This is a genomic window from Guyparkeria halopsychrophila (genome assembly GCF_044582135.1).
Classification (GTDB): domain Bacteria; phylum Pseudomonadota; class Gammaproteobacteria; order Halothiobacillales; family Halothiobacillaceae; genus Guyparkeria.
The window spans coordinates 20,680-39,860 of the sequence record NZ_JBDODP010000022.1 but is presented as its reverse complement, the minus strand read 5'-3'; the positions used below and the strand labels follow the sequence as shown (position 1 = coordinate 39,860).

Annotated in this window: 10 protein-coding genes; 3 read left to right on the top strand and 7 right to left on the bottom strand. The window is 66.1% G+C overall.

The annotated features are described in order from the left end of the window. Together ABGV18_RS09845 and ABGV18_RS09840 are read right to left on the bottom strand one after the other, a co-directional pair. Window positions 1-5,759 (bottom strand): two-partner secretion domain-containing protein (locus ABGV18_RS09845; RefSeq protein ID WP_396585873.1); only part of this gene is annotated, 5,759 nt, incomplete at its 3' end. 32 nt (window positions 5,760-5,791) lie between these two features. Next, on the bottom strand, window positions 5,792-7,480 hold the full coding sequence (locus ABGV18_RS09840) for a ShlB/FhaC/HecB family hemolysin secretion/activation protein (RefSeq protein ID WP_396585872.1): 1,689 nt from the start codon (window positions 7,478-7,480) through the stop codon (window positions 5,792-5,794). Between the two features lie 279 nt (window positions 7,481-7,759). On the opposite strand from ABGV18_RS09840, the gene ppx reads away from it, so the two are divergent. The 3 genes from ppx to ABGV18_RS09825 are packed head-to-tail and all read left to right on the top strand — an operon-like array spanning window position 7,760 to window position 10,267. Further along, on the top strand, window positions 7,760-9,271 hold the full coding sequence (ppx, locus tag ABGV18_RS09835; protein WP_396585871.1) for an exopolyphosphatase: 1,512 nt from the start codon (window positions 7,760-7,762) through the stop codon (window positions 9,269-9,271). 12 nt (window positions 9,272-9,283) lie between these two features. Next, window positions 9,284-9,682: a hypothetical protein gene (locus ABGV18_RS09830; RefSeq protein WP_396585870.1), complete on the top strand. Its 399-nt coding sequence runs from the start codon at window positions 9,284-9,286 to the stop codon at window positions 9,680-9,682. A gap of 51 nt (window positions 9,683-9,733) precedes the next feature. Further along, window positions 9,734-10,267 (top strand): DsrE family protein, encoded by a 534-nt coding sequence (locus tag ABGV18_RS09825; protein ID WP_396585869.1) that lies wholly within the window; start codon window positions 9,734-9,736, stop codon window positions 10,265-10,267. Between the two features lie 73 nt (window positions 10,268-10,340). Here the strand turns inward: ABGV18_RS09825 and pgaD are convergent, their stop codons facing one another. The 5 genes from pgaD to ABGV18_RS09800 form a co-directional block, all read right to left on the bottom strand. Next, complete coding sequence (gene pgaD, locus ABGV18_RS09820) at window positions 10,341-10,862, bottom strand: poly-beta-1,6-N-acetyl-D-glucosamine biosynthesis protein PgaD (RefSeq protein ID WP_396585868.1); 522 nt, start codon at window positions 10,860-10,862, stop codon at window positions 10,341-10,343. Between the two features lie 4 nt (window positions 10,863-10,866). Continuing rightward, on the bottom strand, window positions 10,867-12,129 hold the full coding sequence (gene pgaC, locus ABGV18_RS09815; RefSeq protein WP_396585867.1) for a poly-beta-1,6-N-acetyl-D-glucosamine synthase: 1,263 nt from the start codon (window positions 12,127-12,129) through the stop codon (window positions 10,867-10,869). A gap of 12 nt (window positions 12,130-12,141) precedes the next feature. Continuing rightward, entirely contained in the window at window positions 12,142-14,193 is a 2,052-nt protein-coding gene (gene pgaB, locus ABGV18_RS09810) for a poly-beta-1,6-N-acetyl-D-glucosamine N-deacetylase PgaB (protein WP_396585866.1), read from the bottom strand. Beyond that, entirely contained in the window at window positions 14,193-16,652 is a 2,460-nt protein-coding gene (gene pgaA / locus ABGV18_RS09805) for a poly-beta-1,6 N-acetyl-D-glucosamine export porin PgaA (RefSeq protein ID WP_396585865.1), read from the bottom strand. The genes pgaB and pgaA overlap by 1 nt, the downstream gene beginning before the upstream one ends. 109 nt (window positions 16,653-16,761) lie before the next feature. Further along, complete coding sequence (locus tag ABGV18_RS09800) at window positions 16,762-19,158, bottom strand: phosphoketolase (protein ID WP_396585875.1); 2,397 nt, start codon at window positions 19,156-19,158, stop codon at window positions 16,762-16,764. Window positions 19,159-19,181: the final 23 nt, after the last annotated feature.

The following is a 19,181-nucleotide window of genomic DNA, read 5'->3' as shown; positions in this document are numbered from 1 at the left end:
AAGTTCCATGCCTCCATTCCCCAGATTCCATTTGCTTGGCTTATATTCCCGTCGGCCCCATAGTAATGGCTACTGTTTAGCCAGTCGTGTGGTCCCGCGAAGGATTCGACTAGTATGTCCGCGAAAGACCCGGGTTTGTAATCTTTTCCTATTCCGAATAGGTCAAGTATGCCTTGGGATCCTTGAATTCCACCCAGGGGGCTGCGGGGAAGCTGTCCTGAGATGTTTTCTATGGTAAGCGCCTGTCCGTCTGCTAGTTTTAGCCCGTCAGGTATTATGATCGTGCCCGAGCGCGAGTCTTTGTATCGCGATGATATTTTGTTCGTGACACGTCCTGTTTTTGGGTCTGCGCAAAGAACAGGTGCGATGTCGCATATCTTGCTTATTTCCATTCTTCCCCCTCCTATTTTGACGTTGTCCCCATCTATGCCCGCGCTTTTTCCGCTTATGTTGGAGAGACACTTGCCACTCTGATCGCATATGCCGGGGAAGCGCTTGGATGATTCTATTTGATGTTTCCGCAAAGCGTGCCCGACCCATTGCGCGCTTGTTAGAGCTGCTGTTTCAAGGGCTCCCGACTTGCAACTTTTCCCCATTAGCTTGCTGCTTACGCAGCCCGTTACCGTTTTTGCGGAAAATTGACTGACCCCATAGTCCCCGGAGTACGCGGTATCGATCCCTGCGGTCAGCATGCTGGCTAGGATTTGCTTAACTGTTTCGGTTCCATCCATGTCATTGATGGCTTGGCTGAGGTTGCCTTCGTTGTTTAAGGCGGCAAGAGCGGCCTGCGTTGCCAAATTCGTGGTGGCTGCTTGAGCCATGCCGGCTGCAATAGCCCCAGCGCTTGTCGAGGCTGCACCAGAAACAGCTGCCGCGTTGACTATGCCTGCGCCTGCGCCTGCCGTGAGATAGGCAACGGCCACTGAGACCACGGTGGCGGCTGCCGGCGTGAGCCCCTGCTCGTCATACGACCAGTGTTCGTGAGCCTCTTCGATCGCTTGCCAGTCAACTTGGTCGGTTAAAGAGGGGGTGTCGCGCAAGGCTCGGAGCCAGTCCATGCCAGGCGCCCGGGCCAGTATCTCGACGGGTTCGTGCGACGTTATGTCGGCGGTGACGCGGTCGCCGGCCCGTAGCTTGACTCGCTCGGCGTTCAGCCGGTTGTAATGGATTTGCTCGTTGTATCGACCCTCGCCCTCGGCACCTTGCCAGGCGAGATCCTCGTGCGTTTCGTCCCGTCGATGGAAGGTCTCGGTGGTGACGGTGCCGAAGTACAAATCGCCGGCGGCATCGATGCGGACGCCGGCTTGCTCCGTTTCGTCACCACTCGCCTCGATTCGCACGGCGGTGAGATCGATATCGTCTTGCATGCTGCGGATAGCGACGTGGCGGCCGTTGATTGTGGCCGGCGCGAGCGTGGATTCGCTGTCTACCTGTTCGGCCGAGGTCTCGTAGCCGACGCCCTGGCCGGGAGTGAACATACCGGTGAGGTCGCGCCAGCTGACGCCAGTCTTCTCGTGGCTTTCGTCGTGGGTCGCTGACAGCTGGTCGCGGGCGGTGCGGATGTGGACTTGGCCGCCGTTGATGTCGACGCCCCCGTCGGAGGATTCGAGTTGGGCGGCGGTGACGTCTATAAGCCCGTTGGTCAGAAGAGAGACGCCCTCGCGTCCGCTCAGGGTGCTGCCGTTGGCGGTCAGTTGCCGCCGCTCAGTGTCGAGCGAGTCTTTGGCGCCTTCGGGTAAGCCAGTGGCGAAGGCCCAGGTGTTCTTGCGTTTGAGTCGGGCGGCCGTGGTGCGGGTGCTGTCCTGGGTGGTGGTGAGCAGGATCTGCTGCCCGGCGAGATCCAGGCGCCCGGCATCGGCGGAGACGCGGCTGCCGTCGACGACCACGGCTCCTCCATCGGCCGGGATGATCTCGGCCAGGCCGGCGAGTAGCGTGACGTCGCCCTGCCGGCTGTGCAGGGATGAGGCGACATGCTGGACCCGTTGCTCCTCCCTGGAAAAGGTGCTCCGCGAGCGGTTATACCCGCTCGTCGTGAAGCCGGAGCGTTGCTTGTCACTGAAGTGGCTTTCCTCGTGACGTTCCTCGCCGGCCAACAACCGGATGTCTCCCCCGGCCAGCACCGAGAGGTCGTGAAGAGCGTCGACATGACTGCCCTGCACGACGATGTCTTGATCGGCGGAGAGTCGCACGGCGCCCCCGCTCAGTCGGGATGCCTGGCTCCGGTGATCGTTGGCGGTCTCGTGCGAGATAGCGACGGTGCTCGAGGCCCAACTGTCGTCCTCGAGTCGGTGAGCTTCCTCCCAGTGGCGGGTCGCCTCACCGTCGGCCAGTTGGATGTCGCGGCGCGCGGTCAGCGTGACGGTGCCGTCGCCGCCGTCGATGTTGGCGGCTCGTGCGGAGAGATCGCGTCCGGCGATCAGCTCGAGATCGCTCTGGGTGTCGATGACAGCCCCGACCTCGCGGAGAGTGCCTTGGACAAGCCGGTTGTCCGAGTCCCAGGCGATCGACTCGTCTTGTCCCTTGGTGGCCGTGGTCAGGCGCAGGTCGCGTCCGGCGGCCAGCGTGGTGGTTCCGTCGCCGTCATGTGTGACCTCGGCGGCTTGCAGCGTCAGGTCGCGCCTGGCGGTGACGGTCAGCTCGCCGTCGCCGGTGAGGGCGATGCGGCTGCGGTCGACGATCTGGTCGCGGGAGAAGCGGTTGGTGCCGACGCCGATGTCGTCGTGGCGGGTATCGGCTGCGACAGTGATGTCCCGCCCGGCGGCCAGGGACAAGGCCCGTTGCCCGCGAATCTCGCCGCCGCGCTGCTGGATGTCGGTGTCGGCCGCGAGTTGGGTGCGATTGGCCTCGATGGTGCCGCCGAGATTCTCGATGCGGTTGGCGGACAGGGTAAGCGTGTCGCGTGCGGCGAGATCGCCGCGATTGGTGGCGATGCCGTCGACGGCGAATTCGAGCTGCCGTGCGGCGATGCGTCCCGAGTTGCCGGCTGGCCGGGGCGGGCCATCGGCGAGGTGCAGGCGCGGGACCAGGACCTCTCGGCTTTGCCCGTCGATGCTGACGTCCTGCTCTTCCAGCCAGACGATGTCGGCGGTGAGTTGCGCGAGTTGCTCGGCTTGCAGGCGTACACCCGGTACCAACTCGAGATCCTTGCCGAGGGCGATGCCGGCGTCGATCAGGGCGCGGAACTGGGTTTCGTCATCGGCAAAGCCGGCGAGGCGGCGTTGCCCGGTCTGCTCGATTACCTGCTGGCGGACGAGCGATTGTTCGTAAAAACCGTCGCCAAGTCGTTTCTGGGTATAGGCCGGGTCGCGGCTCAGGGCATCGAGCATGGCATTGGAGCCGTACCAGTGGCGGTAACTGGCGAAGCGGGGGTCGGTCTCGATCAGCGGGGTGTTGGGGTTGTCCGGCCGGATGCGGAACAGGCTGGCATTGGGGAGCGTGGGGCTCGTGGAGGGCGAGTTGGCCGACGCGCCCGGGATCGTGGACACGGACGGGTTGGCGCCGGCCTGATCGGTGTAGGTGACGGTGGGTAGATCGTAGGGCGTGCCGTATTCCGGTGCCGGGCGGTAGGGGCTGGTGCCGTGCCATTCGCGGCAGTGATCCGACCCGAACGTGCCGCAGGACTCCACCGTAGTGAAGCTGGCGGTGCCCTCGCGCCGGGTGATGTCCCGGCCTTGGGTGGCGCGGTTGTCGAGGTCGTCGAGATCGGCCAGCAGGCTGTCGCCGGCGATCATCTGGCTGTCGCGGTTGCGCAGCGTGCCGCCGTCGAGCGTCATGTTCCCGCCCGCGCGCAGGGTCGCCGGGTGGGTTTCGACGACCTCGGTATGCGAGGTGACGGCGGTGGTCTGGAACCAGGTGAAGTCGGAGATCTCGTGCGGGTAGCCCTGGCACCAGACGTTCTCGTGGTACAGGCTCGTGCAGTCGGCGGCGTCGAAGGTGCGCTGGCTGCCCCGGAGCTGTATCCAGGATTCCTGGACCGGTGGCTCGTCGACCTGGGCGGTCACCAGCCCGGCGTTGAGGTTGTCGATCCGGTCGGCGGCGACCGACAGGTTGCCGAGCGCCTCGATGGTGGCGCCCTCGTTGACAAGGTGGCCGGCAAAAGCGTCGTCGTGGCCCTCGATACGCATGTCGCCGGCACTGAAGACCAACGCCTCGTAACGGTTCTCCAACTTGTCGACCGCCAGGTGCAGGCGGCTGCGGGCGGCCAGGGTTGCGGCGCTGGTGTCATCGCCGAGATTGAGCAGGTGGTCGGCGGTGACTGAAAGATAATCGCCGTAGATTCGGCCAGTCACGGTGTTCTCGATGGTCGTGGCTGTGACGTGGACCTCGCCGCCATCGACGAGCCCGTGGTTGTCGAGCCGATCCTCGGCGGCCAGGTCGAGGCGGCTGGCGGCGATCTCGCCGGTGGCCCGGTTGTCCACGTCCTTGGCGCCGACGTTGGCCTCGCCGTCCGCCGTCAGTCGCCCCTGATTTGCCAATCTGCCTTCGACGCTCAGCGTGAGATTGCCGTTGGCGGCCATTTCGCCCTGATGGCGGTGATCGCCCCGGATCGTGGCCTCGATGTCGCCGTCCGAGAGCCACTGACCATCGCCGGACATCGAGGGCGTGACCATGCTCAGGCCTCCCTCGCCAAAAGACAGCCCGCCCTCGTTGAGTATGCCGGCGTCAGCCGACAGTCTCAGCGTTCCGCCGGCGAGTGTTTGGCCTGTGCGGTTGTCGATGGTCGATGCCTTGACGGTGACGTCCGCCTGTCCAACGATGCGGCCGTCACGGTTATCGATCGCTTGCGCGGCGTCGAGTGCAAGACCGCCTTCGGCGTGCATCTCGCCGGGGTTGACGATCGTCTCGGCCTGCATCGCGGCGCTGCCCGCGGAGGCGACGGTGCCGTTGTTGACCAGTTTGCCGTCGGCCGTGACGGCCATGCCTTCCGTGCCGGCGGCCAAGGTGCCGTCGTTTCGCACACCCACGCCGTGTTCGTTCGCGACGAGCCGGATCTTGTTGGCGTACATGCCGCCGAGCCGGGCGGTGTCGATGCCCCACTCGGGCGATGCGGTAGCGGCTGCGGCCGATTCAATGAGCTGGCCTTCACGGTCGAAGTCGCCGATGCCGGTGGTGACATCGAGGTGATCGGCCCAGATGCCGGCGTTGATCTCGATGGCACGGGCCAGCAGGTCGGCCTCGGCGGTGCGGCTGGCGTCCATGCCATCACCCTCGATGCGGATGCGGCCCTCGCGGACATCCAGGCCGGTCCAGCGCTCGTCCTCGAACAGCGGGCGGCCAGTGGTCAGCATGGCGCGCTCGGCATTGATAAAGCCGCAGCCGTTGCAGGTGATGCCGGCGGGATTGGCGACGACCAGATCCGCCGGGTTGCCGCCGATTTCCAGGTACCCGGCCAGCTGGCTGGGCGAGGCGGCACGCACCTCGTTGAGGATCAGGTCGGCCGTGCCGCCGACGAGTGCCGGGTTGGCGCCGATCTGTCCGGCAAGCTCCGTGGCGCTTGTCTGGCGCCCGTTGTTGAAGACCACCCCGGCCTTGTCGACGTCGAGTTGTTGGTAGACGTTGTGTGACACGCCGTCGGTTCCCGGCGTGGTGATCTCGACCACGGGCGTGCCGTTGGCCGATTGATGGATGCCGGGGCGATTCTCACCGCGGGCGTCCGGGTGCGAGCGGATCTCGCTGGCGGCAACCGTCGGGGCAACAAGCGTCGAGGCAATCCATGCCGTCAACGCGCGGGATGAGTGGGTTCGAAGCGAATGTGTCATGACGTGTCCTTGTCGTGCACTGGTGTTCGAGTTCAGAAGTGGATGCCGGCCTGAAAGCCGGCCTGCAGCCCGGGGTCGGGGTAGGCGGCCGGCCGATCCATGGCGCGAGCCGCCCAGGCGTCAATCCAGGTGTTCTTCCAACGCCATTGCAGGCCGAGGGCCGCGCCCACCAGGTGCCGGCCAGGCAATTCGCGAGTCGATGGGCCGTCGACTCGGCCGGCATCCAGCGCGAGGTAGGGGTGCAGTGGTCCGGGGAGTTCCAGGTGCAGTTCGTTGCGCCAGAACGCGCCGCGCTCGCCGCTGATCAGCAGGTTGCCGCCAAAGCCGCGCACGGAATGGCGGCTGCCGATGGCGAAACGGTCCTGCGGGATCAGGCGCGTGTGATTGAACTGGCCCCGAATCTGGCCGCGATAGCGCAGGGGCTGGTCGCCGAGGGCGAACGGGGCGTCCAGGCGGGCGTGGACCGAGGTGATGTGCGGTCGGGAGGTGCCTTCGCCAAACGCCTCCTCGGGCGCTCGGCGCGCGCCGAGCATGCCGGTGCCCCAGCGATGGCTCAGCGAAACATCAAGCGTGCTGCGGCCGAAAAAGTGTCGATGTTCGATGCCGGTCGAGTACCCGGCCATGCGACGGTCCTGCACGGAAATGCGGGTCTGGTCGATCGCGTTGGAATAGGTCTGCAGCCACGCGGTGGCCTTGATACGGGTGCGGCCGACATCGGAGCGATGCACCACCCGGGCGATTTCCAGCTCATGCCGCTCGCCCTTGCCGCTGTAGCGGTAGTTGCGATCAAGGCCGGCGATCGTCTGGTGATAGGCAAAGCGGCTGGCGGTGGCGCCCAATCGCCAGTGACCGAGGGGAACGGAGTAGTGCAGGGTGTAAGACTCGGTGCCGCCCGGGCGCTCGCGATCATCGAGTCCGAGATTGCGAGTGAGGCTGGCGTAGAGCAGTCCGTTGAGGCCGAACAAGTGATCGCCAAACACCGTCGCCGTGCCGAGGAATCGCCCTGTTTCCCGGCTGCCCGAGTCGTCGACGGACAGCGAGAGTCGCAGCGGGAAGTCCTGCTGCCAATCGACCACGACATCGCTTTCGCCGGGGTGCTCGCCGGGTTGGATGGCGATGTCGGCCGAGACGCTCGGCAGTCGTTCGAGATTCTCCAGCCCCTGTTCGATGTCGCGCAGATCGAGCAGGTCGTTGTCACGGATGGGGAAGGCGGGGCGTGGTTGGGCGCGTTTGTCGGCGGTGGCGCTCGCGCGCACGCTGCCGACTCGGCCCGGCAGCATCGCCAAAACCAATTGGCCCTTGTCGAGATCCTGCGGTGGCGCGCTCACGCGGGTGGTGATCAGGCCGGCATCGATCAGTTGCTGCTGGACCTCGCGTTGGATCGCGTCAATGCCCCGCTTGCCCAGACAGTGGCGGCCCTGCCATCCCAGATGGGCCAGCGCCCTGTCGAGGGCGCGCTCGAAGCGCGGGCGCGCATCTTCGGTCAGCCGGATGCGCTCGATCTCGACACAGGGCGTCTCGTGTTCGGGCAGTCGGGGGGAGGGGCGGGATTTACGCGGCAGACGCACGGCCGGCCCGGATTCGAGCCGGTCGCGCAGATCCTGCTGGCGCTCCTGGAGGCGGAGCGACTCGTCGGTCGGATTGGTTGCCTGCCCAATGGCAGGGGGCGCAAACGCCCCGGCCAGCGACACGGCGATCCATGCCATGCGGGTCCATGCCATGCGCTGGCCGAAGCCGCTTGGGCGGCATCGGGGAAGTACCACGTCTCTCGTCCTTGAGATGATGGGTGTGTATCAGGTTGTGACTTTTTACGCTAATCGATCTGTCGATTGCTCGCAAGACTCACGGGTGTCGAGTCGGCAGGGTTTCTGGTCACCGGCAAAATGGACATAATGCGAGGAGGCGTCGCGACGATGCGGCCTTCGCTCATCCAGACGGATCAATCCAGATGCCTGCCTCGTTTCCACTCGAGGTGGCACTCAGCCGGGATTCCAAAGCCCATGCAGGACGGAGAAGTCATCGCCTCGGTGGACCTGGGGTCCAACAGTTTTCACATGCTGGTCGCCCGGGTTGAAGCGGGTCAGCTACAGGTCATCGACCGCATGAAGGAGATGGTGCGCCTAGCCGGGGGGCTGGACGAGCGCGGGCATCTCTCCAGTGAGGCGATCGAGCGCGGGCTGGATTGCCTGCGGCGATTCGGCCAGCGCCTGTCGGGCATGCCCCGGGGGCGGGTGCGCATCGTCGGGACCAACACCTTGCGGGCGGCGAAGAACGGTGCGACGTTCATCCGCCGCGCGCAGCAGGCCATCGGGCACCCGATCGAGATCATCGGCGGGCGCGAGGAGGCACGGCTGGTGTATCTCGGCGTGGCCCACAGCGATGTGCCGGCCGACGGGCGCCGGTTGGTGGTCGACATCGGCGGCGGCTCGACCGAATTGATCATTGGCGAAGGGTTCGAGCCGGTGCGCATGGAGAGCGCGCCGCTCGGTTGCGTGCGACTGACCTCCGATCATTTCAGTGACGGCAAGTACGACAAGAACCGCATGCTCAAGGCCGAACGCTGGGCTGAACTGGAGCTGATGAGTTACCAGCGTGCCTACCGCGAGCTGGGCTGGGCGCGCGCCGTGGGCAGCAGTGGCACCGCTCGCTCGCTGGCCACGGTGGCGGAGGCTAACGGCTGGGGCGATGGCAGCCTGACGCTGGCGGGGCTGGACGCGATTCGCAAGGCCGTGCTCAAGGCCGGCAGCCTCGCCAAGCTCTCGCTCGACGGGCTTTCCGATGACCGCAAGCCGGTATTCGTCGGCGGGCTGGTGGCGATGCGGGCGGTCTTTGAGGCGCTGGGCATCGAGCGCATGGGGATTTCCGACGGTGCGTTGCGCGAGGGGCTGATCTACGACTGGCTCGAGCGCCAGGATTTCGATGACGTGCGTGACCTGACCGTCGGACGTCTGCAACGGATGTTCAACGTCGATGCCGATCATGCCGAGCACGTGGCGACGACCACCGCGGCGCTGTGGAGTCAGGTCGAGGCCGAGTGGGGAGCAACTAGTGATGAGACCAGCGAGGCGCTGCCGTTGGCCACCTGGCTGGACGTGGCCGCGCGCGTTCACGAGGTGGGCTTGGCGATTTCGCATTCCGGCTATCATCACCACGGCGCCTATGTGCTGGAGCATGCCGACATGCCGGGCCTGACCCGCACGGCGCAAACGGCAGTCGCCGCGCTGGTGCATGCCCACCGTCGCAAGTTCAAGCCGGCGCGCTTCGAGACGCTCGACGACGACATGCGCCCGCTGGCGATGCGCCTGGCCGTGATCCTGCGTCTGGCCGTGCTGTTCCACCGTGATCGGGGCGAGGGCATTTCCCCCTGCCAGGTCCGGGGCGATGCCGAGGGTAATCGGCTGGAGCTCTCGTTCGCGGCAGGCTGGCTGGAAGATCACCCGCTGACCGTGGCCGACCTCGAGCGCGAACAGGCCTACATCGCCAACTGCGGTTTTGATCTGCAGTTCGGCTGACAGGAGAGTCCGATGCCCCGGATCGAACGGTCCTCCGCGGTGGTTACCGCCCTTGTTGCCGCGACGGCTTTCCTCGCCCTGCCGACGCTCGGGGCCGCCAAGAGCGTCGAGGGTCGTTATGTTGCCTTTGGTCCGGGCAACTGGTCCTGCGCGGATGTCGTGGCAGTCGCCGACGGCAACCACCCGGGCAGCCGGGGGCGGCTGGACGGTTTCATCGCCGGGTATCTCACCGCGGGCAACGTGATTCTCCGCAACACCTACGACCTCCAGGCCGGCCAGCCCGCCTCGGCGGCCAAGGAGGCGGTGCTTGCCTTCTGTGCGGAGAATCCGGGCATCAAGCTGGCCAATGCGCTGGCGGCGTACACCCAGCGCCAGTATCCGGATCGTCGCAGCGTGCCGCCTCAGCCCTGAGCGTCGGTGATCGACTATGCTCCTTGTGTATCGCTTGACGGGAGTAACGAAATGACTGCTTTTTCCTCTGTTCTGGGCCACGCCAGCAACATGGCCCCACGCCTCATCCGATCGGTCGTCCTCTTGATGGCGGCCACCGCACTGGCGTTGTCGGCCCAGGGTCCGGCGCAGGCCGATGACACCCAGCGCGTCGTCTACCACGTCGATTTTGCCGACCCCACCCGCTACTCGGCCACGCTCACCTCGATCAACAACTTGATCAATGATGCCGAGCAGAAACTTCTGCCCTGGGATGTGCATCTGGTGCTGGTCGGGGCCGGGGTTCGCTTTGCCACCGACGATCCACTGGAGGGCACGCCTTTTGCCACCGACGCGGCGCTGGACGAGCGTCGGGCGGAGCTCAAGGGGCGCTTGCAGACCCTGATAAAGATTCGGCAGGTCAAGGTGCATCTCTGTGGTGTCACCCGAAGCGAGGTCGCTCTGTCGGAGGACAAGCTTTACGAGGGTGTCGGCCTGGTGGGCTCCGGGGTGGCCAAGATCGCCGATCTGCAGCGTGACGGTTACGCCTATCTGAAGATCCAATAACCCTGGATTGGCCGCAACGAGACAGCCCCCGTGAGATTCGATCTCCCGGGGGCTTTGCGTTGTGGCCCTCAGTTCAGCGGCTGGATGGTTCGGCAGTTGACGAGGAGACGCCGGCCGGCCGAGGGATGCCCGTGGGCACCGGGTCTTGGGCCACGATGTCGAGGATTTCGGCACCCTCGTTGAAATGCACGGTCACGATGCGGTGATTCTCGATGCTCTCGGCGTCCGCCAGTGAGATGCCGAAGCGGCGCGCCAAATCCTGGGAACTGAGTGGCGGTGGCGCAAGACGCCGCTCGCGATTGCGAAAGCGTATCCAGTTGTAGCTCGCCCAGCCGATGAAGATCAGCCCGGCGATCAGGATCACCAGCACGTAGGTCTGCACGGCCTCTAGGGTGCCCATGGGGTCTTTGAGGATGTGGCGCTCGAACAGCTCCGCGCCGAGCAGCCAGCCGATCAGGGCAATGGTGGGCGTAAACAGGTAGATCCAAATCGCCCAGGCGACCAGGCCGACGATCTGGCCCACGCGACGTTCGCTGGGGGTTAGCAGGTCGTTGCGCTCGATGATGTTCGGCAGGCGGGGAAGGGAACGTTTCATTATTTCATTCCTCCGGTGGTCGCAGTCCGCGGTCCGGGCTGACCCAGCGGGCCCGCTTGCCCGACCGCTTGAGAATGGCCTTGGGCAGCGCGACCACCGTGGTCGCCATCGACAGCAGCCAGAAGGCCAGCGGATACCAGATCACCCAGAAGTAGTTGCGGAAAAAACGCCGGTTGGGCTCGTAGTACCGGTCGATCAGCAGGCTGACCACAAACTGCAACAGGGCGGTGATGCCGAGAATGACCCCGGCCCACTGCGGGATGATGCTCGGCCCGTCCCAGCTTGGCGGCAACTCGAAGATCAGGCCGAGCAGGTAGATCACCAACACGGTCGCCATGGCATAGGCCCACAGGATGCTGACGGTGTACTCGGCGGCCACCGCCCAGAGGCGGCGCTTGTCCCAGTGGAACAGGCCGGGGGCGTGTCGCAGAATCGTCTCCACGCCGCCTTGGGCCCAGCGCAGGCGCTGACGCCACAGCCCGCCCAGCGTTTCTGGCATGTAGATGTAGCACAGGGCGTTGGGTTCGTAGCGTATGTCCCAGTAGTCAAGCTGCAGCCGCCAGGAGATATCGATGTCCTCGGTGATCATGTCGTGGCTCCAGTACCCGACGCGGTCCAGCGCGGTGCGGCGGTACCCGGCGATCACGCCCGAGACGGTGAAGATGCGCCCGTAGACTCGCTGGGCGCGCTTGATCAGGCCAATGGTCGCGGAGAATTCGCCTACCTGCAGTTTGCCCAGCAAGGTGCTGCGGTTGAGGATGCGCGGGTTGCCGGTGACCGCGCCGACACGCGGCCCCGAGTTGAGGTGGGCCATCATCCAGGCCACCGCCTTGGGGTGGAGCAGGGCGTCGCCGTCGATGCCGATCAGGAATTCGTGCTTGGCGGCCAGTGCCCCGGTGCGCTGCGCGATGGCCTTGCCCTGGTTGGTCGCCAGGTGCACCACCCGCAGGCGCGGGTATTCCTCGGTGAGTGCATCGAGGATGCGGCCGGTCTCGTCGCTGCTGCCGTCGTTGACGGCGACGATCTCGAAGTCCGGGTACTCGGTTGCATGCGCGTAGTGCACGGTGTCCCGGATGTCGATGCCCTCGTCGAAGCAGGGAATGATGATGCTGCACGGCGGCGCATCCTTGATCGTGGGCGGGTGATCCATGTCACCGTGTTTCGCTCGTTCCCAGCGGAAAAAGTACCAAGTGCCACCGATCATCCATACCCAGGCCATCACCAGGGGGTAGAAGAAAACGAAGTCCAGCAGCCAGTCGATGTTCATGCCCTCGGTCTCCTATCGCCGATGCGGGAAGGCTTTGAGCGAAATACCTTCCCGGGTGGGTTCGAAGCGTGGGCGGTTATTGAGGAAGTCATCCGGGTAATAGGCCAGGTTGAGGACTCCGCGGCGCATGAGCTGTTCCATCCAGTCGCGGAGGGTCTCACCCTCCACCCATCGGCCTTCGCCGCGCCAGTCGCGGGCCTGTAGCTCGAAGACCACGTCCTCGAAACCGCCCGCCTGCGCCTCGACGGCATCAGCAAGTCGGCCGAGCCAGACATCGGGTGGCAGTTCGGTGCCGTCGAGCCAGGGCATGGCCATGATGGCCGTCTCGTCGTAGGCCGCCAGGAACGGCGGCAGCGACTGGGCGAAGCGTGCCTCCGCGTCCGGATCGAGGACCACCCGGGCGTAGAGATTGCGCGCCACCCGGAAGTCGAGGGAGTCGTGGACGTGATGTGTCAGTCGTTGCGTGACCGCCTGGCCGAAGTCGATCAGCGCCTGCGTCTTGCGTGCCGGCGGCAGGTCACAATCGGTGATCGGGGTGTTCGTGCCGGGCCAGCGTGCCTCGCTGCGGCAGGCGGTCCGGTCCTCGTCGGCCGCGAGGTACGCGTCGTCGTGGATGAGCAACCCGCTGATACTGCTGGCCGCGCGCCCGAGATCGGCGTAGATCTCGCCCACGATTTGCTCCGATTCTGGCAGGAAAGGGCTCAGGCGCCGGTAGTCGGCATCGGCCACCAGTACCGGCTCGCCCTCGGGGCCCGACCGGGTAACGGACAGTGCGCGCTTGCGTTCGGCGTCGGGCAGGTCGAAGGACAGCAGTGGCATCCAGGCGTAGACCTGCACGCCCGCGCGGGTGCGCAGTTGCCAGGCGACCCGGTTGAACAGGTCGGCCCGCATCGGCAGGTGCCGGTTGGGGAAATACAGCTCGGCGGCATTGCCGTCCCCGTCGGGGTCGGCGAAGGCCTGCAGGTAGACCGTGCGGACTTCCAGGGCCTTGATGCGGTCGAGGAGCGCCCCGAGATTGGCGTTGGTCTGCTCCGGGTCGGGATCGTAGACGTAGTCCAGGTCGATTTGCACCGCGCGTTGCGGTGCGGGCAGGTTGACCGGATGCTCGCCGGCCGGCCGGGCCTCGGTGGCGACTTCGAGCGGGAGGGGGTCGTCCACGATCAGCGCGCGGGAAAATGTTTCCTCCTCCGGGGTATTGAGGGGCGTGCCGCCCAGCGAGAACGACCAGGGCATGCCGACCTCGGCGGCGATGGCGTCCACCTCCCCGCTGTGTGCGCCGTAGGGCCAGACGATGGCCCGCGGCGCCCGGCCGGTGAGCGACTCGATCATCGCCCGGCTGCGCTGGAGATCCTCGCGGATGCGATGGCGGAAGACGGCATCGCTCTCGTATTCGCCGGTTTGTGGGTCGAAGCGCCGCGTGATGGCCGCCGGTTGTTTGTTGCCTTGCGGGTTGCCGAGGATGCCGCGGTGCAGGTCGTGGCTGTGGCTGGCGAACTCGACCAGCCCACCATCGTGCATTTCCCGGATCTGGGCGGGTGTGACGAAGCCCTCGGGCCCGAGTGGCCGCTCATTGTAGGTGACCGTGTCGGCGATGCTGCCCCCCGTCTTCGTTGTCGGCTCGGCGAATCCCTGCGGCGTGTAGGTCACCTCGGCGTCGTTCCAGACGGTCTCCAGCCAGCCGGTTTGCAGCGCGAACAGGGCGGGATAGTCGTAGGCCACCAGCAACGGGAAGATGTGGGTGTAGAGGCTGGCCAGGCCGTCATCGAAGGTCAGCAGCACGGCGCTGTCCGGCAGTGGCGTGCCGCCCGAGCGCGCCGCGATAATCTGATCGAGGGAGACCGGCTGCCAATCATTGGCCTCCATCCAGTCGAACCAGGCGACCAGGCGGGCGGTACTGACGGCATAGGGGTCGGCATCGCGCTCGGCGATCACGTCGTCGCGGACGTCGTGGTAGCACAGGGCCATGAACTGGCCGTCGGGCACGTCGGGCAAGGCGGCCAGAACGTTGCCGGCGAGTAGCAGGCCGGTGACCAGGGAGGTGAGTCGTGCTATCCAACGTGCCATCAGAAAATCCCTTCCAGACCGAATAGGCCATACAGTCGTCGTTCGCGCTCGCCGTCGTAGGCCACGCTGGACCAGCCGATGCCGTAGCGCATGGCCCAGCGGCGGTTGAGGTCCCAGCGATGTTCGTAGCGGAGCTCGATCACGGGGTTGCTGCCGAAGTCGGCCTGGTACCCCATGCCGGTGGCGGCATGGAAACGCTGGGTGAAGGCGCGATCGTAACGGCGCCAGGTGATCCAGTCGTGGTCGACCCGGATCGCGGCGCTGCCCGAGCTCTCGGGGTTGTAGTACGGCCCGCCGGGCTGGCTGTTGTCCTGGTAGAAGAGGTCGCCGCCCAGGTCGGTGACATGGTGTGGTCCGGCCGAGACCCGGCGGGTGACGCCGGTGCCGAGCGACAGACGCCGGTTGCCGTCGTCGATGGCGAGCAGGCCGGTGGTGGCGTAGGCCGCCAGCGATTCCGAGGCGCGCCAGTTGACCGAGGCGCTGGCCGACCAGCCTTCGAGACCCGCCTCTTTTGCTCGCAACGGGGTCTCGAGTGAATAGGAGTCGCCCTCGATGCCGATCTGCCAGTGGTCGTTGAGCCACTGCGACCAACCGGCGGCCACGCCGGCTTCGGCGCTGCCGAGGCGGTTGCGATGCACGGCCGCCCAGGCGCGTTTGCGATCGGCGGCCCACTCGACACCGGCCGCGACCCGGTCGTGGGTGCCTTCCGTCTCGTCGTAGGTAGCCGTTTCGCGGCGGTGTTCGACGAAGGCGCGGACGTCGTGTGCCGACCAGGGCGAGTTCAGCCGCGTGCGCCAGCTCTGGTCGTCGCTACCGGAGACCAGTGCTTCACCGCCGCGGGTGCGGCCGACGGTGACTTCGCTCTCGATCGAAAAGCGATCGCGGTCATCCAGCTCATCTAGCTGACGCTGGACCCGGCTATCGTGAGGGAAGTCTTGCGCCAGCGCGTCGACTTCTGCCTCCCAGGCCTCCCAGTGACCCAGGTCTCGGGCATCGGCCGCGTGCGAGAGCCGCGTTTCCAGCGCCTCGGGAGCCCAGGCCTCGGCCTGTGCCGTGAACATTTCCGCCCGTTCCGGCCAGCCGCGCCAGCGGGCGATCTGGGCGCGCTGACTCCACAGTCCGGAATGCGCCGGGGCGGCATCGACCAGTTCGCCGCTGCGTCGCCAGGCCTCGGCGTCCTGCTGGCGATACGCGGCGTCATTGACCAGGAGCTGGTCGACATCGACCCGTTCCCAGTTCGGGACAGGATCCCGCCCGGGGGCGGTGGGTAGCCAGGCGGGGGCCGCGGCGGCGCGATCCCGCACCTTGGCCGTTCGATCGTAGTCTTCCAGTGCGATCAGGGTGTAGTAAAGGTCGAGCAACAGGGTCAGGTCGGCGGGGCCCGAGGCGGGCAGCAGCGATTCGTAGAGGGGCAAGGCGGCCTCCGGCTGCTTCTCGGCCAGGTAGGCGTCCGCGGCGGCCCGTCGGGCGAATGGCGGCGGTATCGGATCGGCCGGCAGCGTCTCCCAGGTCGCGATGGTCTCGGGCATCCACTCGCTCTCGCGCAGGAGAAAGATCCGGTCGTAGAGCGCGCGGCGGTGTTGCGGGTGGTCCGTGGGTACGCGCGCGATAAAGCCGTCCAGCCGCCGCAATGGGGCAGACATGACGGCGTTGGCCTCTTTGGGCCGTGAGTCGACAAGCAGCTGGTCACGTTGGTCGATTGCCTGGCGGATGTCGGCGGCGATGGCGTCGGCCTCGATCTGCAGCCGGACATCGGGTTCGAACCGTTCCGGGTGGGTGCGGACGGCCTCCAGGGCGCGTTCGGCGGCACCCAGCTGCCAGAGGGCCAGGGTCTGTTCCACGTAGGGAGACGGGGCCTCGGGGTCGGCCCGGCGGGCGTAGTTGGCCAGTGCGAGCGCCTCGCGAACATGCGCGGATAACCGCATGCCGTAGGCCATCATCGCGATTTCGCTGGCGGACTCGGGCAGCGGATCAATGCCCTGGAGGACGTCGATGGCGGTGGCTGTGTCGCCCGCCTCGGCGCTGACCACGCCGTAGCGCACGCTGGCGGGCGTGCCGAGACGGCGGTGGGAGTTTTTCAGGACGGCGGCGGCTTGTTCGAAGTGGCGGGCATCACGCAGCGCGCCGGCCCAGGCGATATGGGCATACTCCGGCACCTCGGAGGGGGTGAGCCCTGCCGTGCGCTCGAGGATGGCGGCGTTGTCGCCGGCCTGGCGATGCAGGACGATCAGGTCGCCGAGGATGCGGCGGTCACCCGGGTGAGCCGCGTCCAGGGACTCCAGCCTCGCGATGGCGCGATCGAGCTGGCCTTCGCGGGCCAATTCCACGGCCGCCACGCGACTGGCGTCCGCGGAATCCGCCGCCATGAGCTGACCGGCCGGCGTGGCCAGCAGGAAGGGCAGCAGGAGCAGTCCGGTGCCGGACCGACTACGGACGATATGCGTCTTGTCCGTTCCCATACGCTTCCCTGCCTTGATTGCATCTGACTAATTGAATGTGGGTGCTAACAATAGACCACAGTCAACCGATCCACAGGGAGAATCGCGCGGGAAGAGGGTGGTCGGGGTGTCAGCCCTCGGTGGCGACGGCGGGCCAGCGCCAATCGCGGATTTCCGGCATGTCCTCACCGTGTTCGCGGATGTACAGCTCGTGATCGATCAGGCGCTGTTCCATTTGCTGGCGCAGGTGGGCGCCGCGGACTTTCAGGCCGGGCACGCGCTCGATCACGTCGATGACCAGATGGAAGCGGTCGATTTCGTTCTTCACCGCCATGTCGAATGGGGTGGTGGTCGTGCCTTCCTCCTTGTAGCCGCGGACATGCAGGTTGTGGTGGTTGGTGCGCCGGTAGGTCAGGCGGTGAATCAGCCACGGGTAGCCGTGATAGGCGAAGACGACCGGCCGGTCGAGGGTGAAGAGCGAGTCGAAGGCGCTGTCGGACAGGCCATGCGGGTGCTCGTTCTCGGGCTGGAGTTTCATCAGGTCGACCACGTTGACCAGCCGCACGCGCAGCTCGGGCAGGTGGCGACGCAGCAGGTCGGTGGCGGCGAGGATTTCCTCGGTGGGCACGTCGCCGGCGCAGGCCATCACCACGTCGGGCTCCAGGCCGTCGTCGCTGCTGGCCCATTCCCAGATGGACACCCCGGCCGTGCAGTGTTTTATCGCCGCATCCATGTCGAGGTACTGGGGTTGGGGCTGTTTGCCGGCGACGATCACGTTGACGTAATCGCGGCTGCGCAGGCAATGGTCGGTCACCGACAGCAGGCAGTTCGCATCCGGTGGGAAGTAGACACGGACCACACTCGCCTTCTTGTTGACCACGAGATCGATGAAGCCGGGGTCCTGGTGCGAGAAGCCGTTGTGGTCCTGGCGCCAGACGTGGCTGGTCAGGAGATAGTTGAGTGACGGCACCGGCGCACGCCACGGGATATCCTGACTGGTATCCAGCCATTTGGCGTGCTGGTTGAACATCGAGTCGATGATGTGGATGAAGGCCTCGTAGCAGGCAAACAGGCCATGCCGGCCGGTCAGCAGGTAGCCCTCGAGCCAGCCCTGGCAGGTGTGCTCCGAGAGGATCTCCATGACGCGCCCGCCGCGGGCGAGGTGCTCGTCGGTGGGCAGGGTCTCGGCGTTCCAGGCTCGATCGGTGACGGAAAAGACGTCATCGAGCCGGTTGGATGACGTTTCGTCCGGGCCGAACAGGCGGAAGTTGCGCGTCTCGTGGCTACGTTCGATCACGTCGCGCAGGAAGCGTCCCATGGCGCGGGTCGACTCGGCCTTGGTCTGGCCGGGCGCCTCGACCGGGATCTCGTAATCGCGAAAGTCGGGCAGGTCGAGCGGCCGGCACAGGAGCCCGCCGTTGGCATGCGGGTTGGCCGACAGGCGACGAGCACCGGTCGGGGTGCGGGCGGTGAGCCAGTCGAACGGTTGGCCGTGTTCGTCGAAGAGTTCCTCGGGCCGGTAGCTCTTCATCCATTCTTCGAGCAGCTGGCGGTGGGCCGAGTTGCCGCGCACATTGGCGACCGGGACCTGGTGGGCGCGCCAGGTGCCCTCGACCGGCTTGCCGTCGACCTCCTCGGGGCCGGTCCAGCCCTTGGGCGTGCGCAGCACGATCATCGGCCAGCGCGGGCGCGTGGTGTCTCCGTCTTGGCGGGCGTGCTGCTGGATGGCGTGGATCTCGTCGAGGGCCTGACCGAGCGTCTCGATCATCGCCGGGTGCATTTGTTCGGGGTTCTCGCCGCTGACGAAATGGGGCTGGTAGCCGTAGCCGCGCAGCAGTGCCTCGAGTTCCTCTTCGGGAATGCGGGCGAGCACTGCGGGATTGGCGATCTTGTAACCGTTGAGATGCAGGATCGGCAGCACGGCGCCGTCATGCACCGGGTCGAGGAACTTGTTCGAGTGCCATGAGGTGGCCAGCGGGCCGGTTTCGGCCTCGCCATCACCCACCACCGCGCAGACGACCAGATCCGGGTTGTCGAACGCCGCGCCGAAGGCATGCGAGAGCACGTAGCCGAGTTCGCCGCCCTCGTGGATCGAGCCGGGTGTTTCGGGCGCGACATGCGAGGGGATGCCGCCGGGGAAGGAAAACTGCCGGAACAGCCGTCGCATGCCCGCCTCGTCGCGACTGATTTCGGGGTAAACCTCGGAGTAGGTGCTGTCAAGCCAGGCGCTGGCCACCAGCCCCGGCCCCCCGTGGCCGGGGCCGGCCAGGTAGATCGCATCGAGGTCGCGCGCCGCGATCTGGTGGTTCATGTGCGCGTAGATGAAGTTGAGCCCCGGGGTGGTGCCCCAGTGGCCGAGCAGGCGTGGCTTGATGTGCTCGGCTGCCAGCGGCTCGCGCAGCAGCGGGTTGTCCAGCAGGTAAATCTGTCCCACGGACAGGTAGTTGGCCGCGCGCCAGAAACCGTCGATCGCCTTGATATCGTCTTGCTGCATGGACTTGTTCTCCGGAAGTCGGGATCGTTTGATGTGGATGCCCTGACCCCGTATCA